This is a genomic window from Gemmatimonadota bacterium (assembly GCA_041390125.1).
GTDB lineage: Bacteria > Gemmatimonadota > Gemmatimonadetes > Longimicrobiales > Gaopeijiaceae > JAGQIF01.
On the sequence record JAWKQN010000002.1, the window covers coordinates 419,802 to 428,839 of the forward strand.

At 71.3% G+C, this 9,038-nt stretch carries 7 protein-coding genes; 1 reads left to right on the forward strand and 6 read right to left on the reverse strand.

The window, feature by feature from the left end:
* Positions 1-43: 43 nt before the first annotated feature.
* From R3E98_01605 to R3E98_01630, 6 genes are read right to left on the reverse strand one after another with little or no spacing between them, the layout of a single operon-like run.
* Complete coding sequence (locus R3E98_01605; protein MEZ4422079.1) at positions 44-238, reverse strand: DUF2892 domain-containing protein; 195 nt, start codon at positions 236-238, stop codon at positions 44-46.
* The gene (locus R3E98_01610; protein MEZ4422080.1) at positions 235-525 is read right to left on the reverse strand and encodes a hypothetical protein; all 291 of its coding nucleotides are present in this window, start codon (positions 523-525) and stop codon (positions 235-237) included. The genes R3E98_01605 and R3E98_01610 overlap by 4 nt, the downstream gene beginning before the upstream one ends.
* On the reverse strand, positions 522-3,683 hold the full coding sequence (locus R3E98_01615; GenBank protein MEZ4422081.1) for an efflux RND transporter permease subunit: 3,162 nt from the start codon (positions 3,681-3,683) through the stop codon (positions 522-524). Before R3E98_01615 ends, R3E98_01610 begins: the two co-directional genes overlap by 4 nt.
* The gene (locus R3E98_01620; protein ID MEZ4422082.1) at positions 3,680-4,675 is read right to left on the reverse strand and encodes an efflux RND transporter periplasmic adaptor subunit; all 996 of its coding nucleotides are present in this window, start codon (positions 4,673-4,675) and stop codon (positions 3,680-3,682) included. The genes R3E98_01615 and R3E98_01620 overlap by 4 nt, the downstream gene beginning before the upstream one ends.
* Positions 4,672-5,982 carry a TolC family protein gene (locus tag R3E98_01625; protein MEZ4422083.1) on the reverse strand — a complete coding sequence of 437 codons (1,311 nt, stop codon included), beginning with the start codon at positions 5,980-5,982 and terminating at the stop codon, positions 4,672-4,674. Before R3E98_01625 ends, R3E98_01620 begins: the two co-directional genes overlap by 4 nt.
* A 37-nt stretch (positions 5,983-6,019) precedes the next feature.
* Positions 6,020-6,325, reverse strand: coding sequence for a metalloregulator ArsR/SmtB family transcription factor (locus R3E98_01630; GenBank protein ID MEZ4422084.1), 306 nt, complete (start codon positions 6,323-6,325; stop codon positions 6,020-6,022).
* A gap of 309 nt (positions 6,326-6,634) precedes the next feature.
* On the opposite strand from R3E98_01630, the gene R3E98_01635 reads away from it, so the two are divergent.
* Positions 6,635-8,665 (forward strand): S9 family peptidase, encoded by a 2,031-nt coding sequence (locus tag R3E98_01635; GenBank protein MEZ4422085.1) that lies wholly within the window; start codon positions 6,635-6,637, stop codon positions 8,663-8,665.
* Positions 8,666-9,038 lie beyond the last annotated feature (373 nt).

Consider the following 9,038-nt stretch of genomic DNA (forward strand, 5'->3'; position numbering starts at 1 on the left):
GCCTGCCCTCCCGGGGCACGAGGCGCCCGCACGAGCCGCCACCCTACACGGGGTCCGCCACCTTGGCCTTGGCCAGCATCCATTCCATCGGGCAGAAATGCGTGAAGCTGGACTGGATCAGGTTGAAACCCACGAACGCGGTGAAGAGGAACCAGGCCGGGTGCACCCACCAGCCCAGAGCCAGCGATCCGAGGACGAAGATCCCCGCGATGCGGCGGATCAGATAGTGCATCTTCATAGGACCTCCACGGTGTCCAACGCGTAGACGCGGATCCCCTCCTCGGGACCGCGCTGCTCCATAAGGCGCCGGACCTCCGCCGTGAGGCGCACGGCCTCCTCCACCGGCACGGCGGCGAAGAAGAGGGTGGACGATCCGGGAAAGGCCCGCGTCCCCATCTTCCGTCCGGTCGACCCCTTCCCCAGCACCTGCGGGATCTCGCTCCAGCCCATCACCCCCGATGTCTCCAGCAGCGCGGCCACGTCGGGGGCATGATCCGCGTCCACGAAGATCAGCAGCATCTTCATCGCATCATCTCGTAGTAGAGGAGGGGGATCGCGACCAGGGTGAGGAGGGTCGCCACGAGCGCACCGCTGATGAGCGCGATGCCGAGACCCTGGAAGATCGGATCGGTGACCATCACGATCCCCCCGATCACGACCGCCAGCGCGGTGAGCACGATGGGTCGGGCCCGGATGAGCCCGGAGGCCACGACCGCTTCGGCCAGGGGTCGCCCGCGCTCGAGCTCCAGCCGCACGAAGTCCACCAGCAGGATCGAGTTGCGCACGATGATGCCCGCCAGCGCGATCATCCCGATCATCGACGTGGCCGTGAAGAACGCGCCGCTGAGCGCATGCGCGGGCAGGATCCCGATCAGCGTGAGCGGGATCGGCGCCATGATGACCAACGGCACCAGGAAGCTCTGGAACCAGGCCACCACCAGCACGTAGATCAGCACCAGCACGGCCGCGAAGGCGATCCCGAGATCGCGGAACACGTCCACTGTGATCTTCCACTCGCCGTCCCACACCAGGAAGGACTCCTCCGTCAGCGTGGGAGAGGCGGCGTAGTAGACCGGGATGCCTTCCGCCTCGTCGCCCAGCTCGTGGCGCATGGCCAGCATGGCGTACGCGGGGCTCTCCATGGCGCCAGCCACGTCGGCCGTGACGTACACGACCGGCCGCAGGTTCTTGCGGTGCCGGGTGACGGGTGCGGGCATGCTGTCGAATGCGGCCAGGGAACCCAACCGCCGCGCCCCACCCGGTGTGGCGATGGGCAGCGCGGCCAGGTCACCGACGCCGCTCCGGTCCGCGTCCGCCAACTGGATGCGGAGCGGCACCGGCTCCGCGGCGTGTTCGTCATGGAGCAACCCGCCCACCGCGCCACCGCCGGCCGCGGCCAACGTACGCGCCAGATCCTCGGGCGTGATGCCAGCCCGCAGCGCTTCTGCCTGGTCGATGGCGGCGCGCACCTGCACGTGCGGCGCCTCGACCGTCCAGTCCACGTCCACCACGCCGTCGGTGCGCTCGAAGATCTCCTTCACGCGCGCCGCCCGCCGGATCTGCTCGTCGTAGTCGGGCCCGTAGACCTCGGCCGTCAGGGTGGCCAGCACGGGCGGGCCCGGCGGGATCTCGGCCAGCTTGACCGAGGCGCCATAGGCGCGCGCCACGGAGTCCACGACCGGCCGCAGCCGGAGCGCGATGGCGTGGCTCTGGGCGTCACGCTCGTGCCGGTCCGCCAGATTCACCTGCACGTCGGCCACCGTGGGACCACGCCGCAGGAAGTAGTGGCGCACGAGGCCATTGAAGTTGAACGGCGCGGCCACGCCGGCGTAGGTCTGCACGTCGTGCACGTCCTCGTCGGTCGCGACCGCCAGCGCGAGCGCCTGCGCCACCTCGTTGGTGCGCTCCAACGTCGTGCCCTCCGGCATGTCCACGATGAGCTGGAATTCGCTCTTGTTGTCGAAGGGGAGCATCTTGACCTTCACCAGCTTGAGCGGGACCAGCAGCACCGACACCAGGAGCAGGGCCACCATCACCGCATAGGCCGTCCAGCGCTTGCGGCGATCTGCGATCCAGCGCTCGAGCATGGAGCGGTACGCATCGGCGATCCGGCCGGTGGGCCGCGGTTCCTCCTCTTCCCCGGCTCCCCCCGTCGGGTGGGCAGGCGCGTGGTTCCTGAGCAGGCGGACGGCCAGATAGGGCGTGATGGCGAACGCCACCACCAGCGAGAAGATCATGGCGACCGAAGCGCCCACCGGGATGGGCCGCATGTAGGGCCCCATCAGACCGGACACGAACGCCATGGGCAGGATGGCCGCAATGACGGTGAGCGTGGCCAGGATGGTGGGATTGCCCACCTCGTCCACGGCGATCACGGCGGCCTCGTCCGCGTGGCGGCGGCCCATCCCCAGATGGCGAGCGATGTTCTCCACCACCACGATGGCATCGTCCACCAGGATCCCGATCGCGAAGACGAGCGCGAACAGCGTGATGCGGTTGAGCGTGTAGCCGTAGAGCCGGTAGACGAGCAGGGTGAGCGCCAGCGTGACGGGCACGGCCACCAGCACCACCACGGCCTCCCGCCAGCCGAGCGCCAGCCACACCAGGACGGCCACTCCCAACGTGGCGATCAGGATGTGGAGCAGCAGCTCGCGGGACTTCTCCGTGGCGGTCTCGCCGTAGTCCCGCGTGACGGTGACCCGCACGTCCTCGGAGAGCACCACGCCCTCGAGCTCCGCCACCCGCTCCAGCACGCGGTGGGCGATGTCGGCCGCGTTCTTCCCTTCCCGCTTGGCGATGGCGATGGTCACGGCGGGCTCGAAGTCCGCGTCCGCGCCTTCCAGGTGCGCCACGTACTGATCCGGCAGGGCCGGGCCGTCCTCGATGGTGGCCACGTCTCCGAGCCGCACGGCCCGGCCTTGCTGCATGCCCACCACCAGGTCCTTCACCTGATCCGGACGACGCAGCAGGTGGCCCACCCGCACGGGTACCGTGCGGTTGTCCGACACCAGCGTACCCGCAGGCAGGTCCACGTTGGAAGTGCCCAGGGCGTGGATGACCACCCCGGCCGACAGTCCGCGCGCGGCCAGCGCGGCGGGATCGAGCGTCACGCGCACCTCCCGCGGCGCGCCGCCCACGACCCAGCTCTCCGCCACGTCCGGGATGCGCTTGATTTCGGCGGCCAGCTCCGCGGCCTGTTGCCGGAGCAGGTAGCCTCCGGTGTGGTCGGCCGCAGACGAGAGCGTGATCGTCAGGATCGGGACCTCGTTGATCCCGTGCAGCGTCACCAGCGGGGGCGTGGCACCGGGCGGCGCCGACGCCGCGTTGGCCATCAGCTTGCCGTAGAGCCGCGTGAGCGCGAGCTCCGGCTCCGTGCCGACCTCGAAGCGGGCGGTCACCAACGCGCCATCGCTCTGCGAGGCGGAGTACAGGTACTCCACGCCGGGCACCTCCCACAGCGCCCGCTCGAGCGGCTCGACGATGCGCCGCTCCACCTCGCGCGGATTCGCGCCCGGGAGCCCCACCGCCACGTCGATCATGGGTACCCGGATCTGCGGCTCCTCCTCCCGCGGGGTGGTGAGGAGGCCGCCCAGGCCGGCGGCCATGGACGCACCGATCAGGAGCGGGGTCAGCTTCGAGTGGAGGAACTTCTGTGCGATTCCTCCGGACGGCCCGGTCTTCATCGGACGATCCTCTCTCCGGGCTCCAGGCCGGACAGCACCTCATGGCGCCCGTCGGGGAAGGTCCGGCCCAGGCGCACCCAGCGGAGCACGGCGCGCCCGTCCTCGACGACCTGCACGCCGGTGAGCTGCCCGCGACGCACGATGGCGCTCTCGGGCACGGCCAGCCCGCTGCGCGTGCCCGTGGGAACGCGCGCGGTCAGCGCGGTACCGGTCGGCCAGTCCGCCGGCAGCGCGGCCTTCATCTCCACCGTGCGCGTCATGGGATCGGCGCCGCCCGAGACCGCCGTGATGACCGCCTCGGCGCTGCGCGCGCCCGACTCGACGGGGATGGTGTCCCCCACGGCCAGCCCGGCAGCGGCATCGACCGGCACGTGCAGCACGGCCTCGCGGGCCCCGGCCCGCTCGACCACCAGCAGCGGCATCCCGGGCGCGGCCAGGTCGCCCGGATCGACCGAACGGGCCACCACCACACCCGCGAACGGCGCGCGGATCTCCGCGTAGGCCGCCTGCGCCTCGACCTCGGCCTGGGCGGAGCGCGCCATGGCCAGATCGGCCTCGGCCTTGGTCAGGCCCAGGGCGGCCTGATCGCGCTGGACGCGCGCCACGGCGTCCTGGGCGAGCAAGGTGTCCATACGCGCGTCGTGCCGGCGCGCCTCGGCTTCGGCGGCCTCCGCCAGCCGCACCGCGGCGGCGGCCCGCTGGCGGGCGGCCGCGATGTCCTCCAGGCCCAGGCGGAGGAGGGGCTGACCCGCGCTCACGCGGGCGCCCAGCTCGGCGTCCACCGCCGTGACCCGGGCCATCACGCGGGTCGCCAGCTCGGCGCGCGCGGTCGGGCGGGCCTCCCCGGTCGCGACGATCCAGGACGGCAGGGTCTCCTGCTCGATCGGGGTGCCGGCGACGTCGGCGGTGGCCGCCCGGGCGGGCGCGGGCTCGTCGGACCCGCACGCGGTCAGGGCCAGGGCCAGGGCGGGAAGAAGGGCGAAGCGTCTCATCGGTCGTGTGCTCCGTAGGCGAAGTCCAGGGCGGCCCGCGCGACGAGCAGATCCCGGCGCGCGGTCCAGAGGGAGAGGGCGGTCTGGGTGGCGGTGGCCTGCACGTCCAGAAGCTCCGTGACGGGCGAGATGCCGGTGCGGTAGCGCAGGCGCGCCTGCTCGAGCGCAGTGCGGGCCTCCGCCTCGGCCGCGGTGGCCAACTCGAGCGCGCGGGTGGCGAGTTGCACGCGCTGACGCGCGGCCCGGACCTCGGCCTCCGCCTGCAGGCGCGCGCCTTCGAGCTGCGCGTCGACGGCCCTCCGTTGGGCGCCCGCCTCGCGGACCGCACCGATGCCGGAGAGGCCGGGGAAGAGCGCCCAGCGCATGCCCAGCCCCACGGTCCAGTCCCCCGAGCCCGTGCCCCAGGGCGTGTCCTGTCCGTGGTGGACCACGGCGGCGAAGCCCATGACCTGGGGCAGCTGGGCCCACCAGGCGCTCCGGGCCTGGGCGGCCGCGGCGTCGCGTCCGGCGGTGAGGGCCTCGAGGTCGCCCCGGCCGGCCAGGTCGCAGTCCTCCTGCACGCAGGTGGCGCCGACGGAGGTGGTGAGCGCGTCCGTGAGGGTCAGATCCGCGTCCGGCGCCATCCCGAGCAGGGTGGCGAGCTGGCTCCTGGCGATGTCGCGTTCGACGCGTGCCTGCTCCAGGCGGATCTCCACTTCGCGGGACGCGATGCGGGCCATGCGGGCGTCGAGCCCGGTGACGAGTCCCTGCCGCTCCATCGCCTCGGCCTGGGCCGTGTGGGCGCGCGCGGCCGCGAGGGCGGTGTCCAGCGCCGCCACGGAGCGGGCCGCCCACTGGGCGTTCCAGTAGGCCTGGCTGACCTGCAGGCGGACGGCGCCCGCCATCCGGCGCGCCCCCGCCTCTTCGGCCACGGCGGCGGAGCGGGCGGCGGAGAAGCCGAACCAGCCCTCGGGGGCCAGGAGCGGCATCTCCACCCCCAGGGTGGTGGAGAACCCGCCGATGGCCTCGGGACGGTTCAGGGCGTCCAGGGCCAGGTCCTCCATGGCGAAGCGCTCCTGGCGGAGCTTCAGGCCGAAGACGCCCACCGGGTCGGTGGTGCGCAGGCCCTGGAGCTCCACCCGCGTGGAGGGCAGGAAGGCCCGGGTGGCCTGCCAGACGCGCGCGTCGGCCGCGGCGCTGCCGGCCTCCGCGGCCTGGACCGCGGCATTGGCCGTCCGGGCCCGCGCCAGCGCGTCCTCGAGGCTCAGGGGGACGGTGTCCGCGGGCGGGGCCAGCGCGGTCACCAACAGGAGAAGCGGAAGGCTCATGGGTTGGGGATCCGGGGGAGGTCGGTGGGCTCGGCCTTCACAGGTCGCACGTCCGGATGCAGTTCAGGATGTGGGAGACCTTGGGCTCGATGATCCGGTAGTGGACGTGGACGCCGTCACGGCGGGACGCGACCACGTCGCAGCCCCGCAGGCGGGCCAGATGCTGGGAGACCGAGGCCTGCGGCAGGCCCACGGCCTCCTGGATCTCGGTCACCGTGGTCTCCCCACGCTCCAGCACCTCCACGATCTTCAGCCGCTCCGGATGCCCCAGCATCCGGATGATCTCGGCGGCCCGTCGGAGGACGGCCGGATCGGCGGAACGGACCAGCTCGTTCTTGTTCATGGAGTCAATGATATCAATATCGATATATATGCACAAGTGCATGTTATAGATACGTCCACGCCCGCGACCGTGGCGGTCGGGGCGGGGGGAGGCCGACTCCCCTCGCCGGGGGGCGCGAGCGGTTCGGGTGTCCACACCCTCCGGACGGGGGATTCCACGCCCGGCCGCGGCGGCCGCCGACGCAGCGACGGCCCCTTGACCGGACCCGAGCCTGCGCGGACCCTACCGTCGAGAATTGCCGCGTTCCCCCGTCGAGGGGGTCGTCGGCCATGCCAGACCTGGACTCGCCCGGATCGAATGGAGGCCCACGTGCTCCGATTCCTCGCCCTCGCTGCCCTCCTTCCGCTCGCGACGGGCCGCCTCGACGCCCAGACCCTTCGCCCCATGACCGTCGACGACGAGCTCGACATGGTCCAGGTGGGCGACGCCCTGCTCTCCCCCGACGGGCAGCGGGTGTTCTTCTCGGAGCAGCGCCTGGACTGGGGCGAGAACACGTACGAGAAGACCTACCACATGGCTCCCGCGGCCGGGGGCGAGGCCTTCCGTTGGCTGGGAGAGGAGGGCGGAAGCGACTTCCAGTTCTCGCCGGACGGTCGCTTCTTCTCGTTCAAGCGCACGGTGGACAAGAAGCAGCAGGTCTTCTCCATGCGCACGACGGGGGGCGAGGCCGTCCAGCTCACGGAGCACGACACGTCCGTGCGCACATACCAGTGGAGCGACGACGGCACACAGCTCTTCTTCACCGCGGAAGACGCCGTGCCCGACAGCGTCGAGAAGGAGGTCGAGAACGGGGCCGACGCCATCTGGGTGGACGAAGGCGCCAACGGCAAGACACGCTCCAACTGGCGCAACCTCTGGGTGTTCGACGTGGCGGCGAAGTCGGAGCGGGCGCTCACGCAGGACTCCATCCTCATCGGAAGTTTCGACGTCTCCCCCGACGGGCGGCGCGTGGCCTACACCGCCCGCCGCTCCAATCGTGAGAACGACGACCACCTGAGCGAGATCCACGTCCTGGACGTGGCCAGCGGCACCGTGCGGCAGGTCACCACCAACCAGGCGCCCGAGGGGGGGTTGGAGTGGGCTCCCGATTCCCGCCGGCTGCTGTTCACCGCGGCCGACGACCGGGAGTGGATGAACCGCAACACGAAGCTCTGGGTGATGGACGTGGACGCCGGCACGCATCGCCTGGTGTCGGGCGGATTCGAAGGCTCTCCGAGCAACGTCGTCTGGACGCCCGACGGTCGGGCGCTGCTGTTCAGCGGCCAGCAGGGTGTGGCCACGAACCTGTATCGCCTGGATGTCGACAGCGGCTCCCTCACGAAGCTCACCGACCGGACCGGGACGCTGCGCGCCGGATCCTGGTCGAAGGACCGCACCCGCTGGCTGGCCAGCTACAGCGACTACCGCACTCCGCCCGATCTATGGGTCGGCACCGTGCAGGGACGGAGCGAGCCCGTACGCATCACGCACGCGAATCCCCAGATCGCGAATCTGCAGCTCGCCGACATGGAGGTCGTGCGCTGGCGCTCCACCGACGGCACCGAGATCGAGGGATTGCTGCACCTGCCCGCCGGGCGTTCGGACGGAGAGCGGGTGCCGCTGATGCTGAACATCCACGGAGGCCCGGCCGGCGTGTTCCCCAACGCCTGGTCCGCGCGTTACCACATCTACGGCGGACTGGGCTATGCGTCGCTGTCTCCGAACGTGCGGGGGTCCAGCGGCTACACGGATGCGCTCCGCGAAGGCAACACCGTGCAGCAGGGAGACGGCATCGGAAAGGGCGACTACCAGGACCTGCAGACGGGCGTCGACGCCATGATCGAGCGCGGCATCGCCGATCCCGAGCATCTGGCGCTCCGCGGCTGGAGCTACGGCGGGATCCTGGGCGGGTGGACCATCACGCAGACGGACCGCTTCAAAGCCGCGTCCATCGGGGCCGGTGTCTACGACTGGACGTCGGAGTACGGACCCGGCTTCAATCACGATGTGCGCCTGTGGCACATCGGCGGCACACCCTGGGAGAATCCGGACGGGTGGCGCGGTCAGTCGGCGCTCACGCACGTGGCCAACGTGAGCACGCCCACGATCCTGCTGCACGGCGAGGAGGACACGACCGACACCGAGCAGCAGAGCATGATGTTCTTCGTGGGCATCCGCGACGTGGGCAAGGCACCGGTGCGCTACATCAAGTTCCCGCGCGAGCCGCACGGATTTCGTGAGCCGCGTCATCAGCGCACGCGCGACGTGGAGGAGATCCGCTGGATGCAGCGCTACGTGCTCGGGGAGGAGTGGACCCCGTGGACGCGGCCGCCGGAGAAGAAGGAGACACCGGTGTCCTGAGGAGAGCGCCTGCGGGAGAGGCGCAAGCCTGAAGCGGCAGCCCGAACCCCCGTCGGGGACTGCAGCAAGCCCCGCGACCGTCCCATTCTGCCATGGACGGCTTCGGGCGTGTCGCGGGGGCTCGGGTCCAGGATGCACCGCGCACGTCGCGCTCCGCGCGTTCAGAGGCCTCCGGGAACGCGCTACACGGCTGCGGCCTTCTGCCGAAGCCTCCGACCTCGCGTTCGTGCGTCCTGGAGCCGCAGGAGAGGCCGCGAAACCCACCGGTATCTTTGAAGCAGGTTCAACGCTTCGAAGGGAGGGGTGGGGTGATGGAATCGACGGCGGGCGTGCGCGATGTGCGGGTGGAGGTGGACGGGCAGCGTGCGGCCAC

Coding starts and splice junctions, on each gene's coding strand:
- R3E98_01605 (MEZ4422079.1), bottom strand. CDS start 238: ATGAAGATGCACTATCTGATCCGCCGCATCGCGGGGATCTTCGTCCTC.
- R3E98_01610 (MEZ4422080.1), bottom strand. CDS start 525: ATGAAGATGCTGCTGATCTTCGTGGACGCGGATCATGCCCCCGACGTG.
- R3E98_01615 (MEZ4422081.1), bottom strand. CDS start 3,683: ATGAAGACCGGGCCGTCCGGAGGAATCGCACAGAAGTTCCTCCACTCG.
- R3E98_01620 (MEZ4422082.1), bottom strand. CDS start 4,675: ATGAGACGCTTCGCCCTTCTTCCCGCCCTGGCCCTGGCCCTGACCGCG.
- R3E98_01625 (MEZ4422083.1), bottom strand. CDS start 5,982: ATGAGCCTTCCGCTTCTCCTGTTGGTGACCGCGCTGGCCCCGCCCGCG.
- R3E98_01630 (MEZ4422084.1), bottom strand. CDS start 6,325: ATGAACAAGAACGAGCTGGTCCGTTCCGCCGATCCGGCCGTCCTCCGA.